The 343-nt window shown below is 51.9% G+C and carries 1 tRNA gene; it reads left to right on the top strand.

The features are described 5' to 3' along the window. The first annotated feature begins 109 nt into the window (after positions 1 to 109). Positions 110 to 194, top strand: a tRNA-Leu gene (locus tag AC4IHP_RS27880). Positions 195 to 343 lie beyond the last annotated feature (149 nt).

Genomic DNA, 343 nt, shown 5'->3' with positions numbered 1-343 from the left:
CACGGGATTGTGACTCCCGTTGTCGTGGGTTCGATCCCCATCGTCCACCCCATATTTCGAAAGGCGCCAGATTTAACGGTCTGGCGCCTTTGCTTTAAAAGCTTCATCCGCGGATGTGGTGGAATTGGTAGACACACTGGATTTAGGTTCCAGCGCCGCGAGGCGTAAGAGTTCGAGTCTCTTCATCCGCACCAAATAAAGCTTTATCTGTGCCTCGGGCCTGATGAAGTTTCGACAAAGAAGTTGTTTGGCTTTTTTGTTACGCAATATGGTGGGCGTAGCTCAGTTGGTAGAGCACGGGATTGTGACTCCCGTTGTCGTGGGTTCGATCCCCATCGTCCAC

It is taken from the genome of Pseudomonas sp. UF-293 (genome assembly GCF_058245595.1).
Note: the sequence above shows the minus strand (reverse complement) of the source record. Positions and strands in the feature narration are given on the sequence as shown.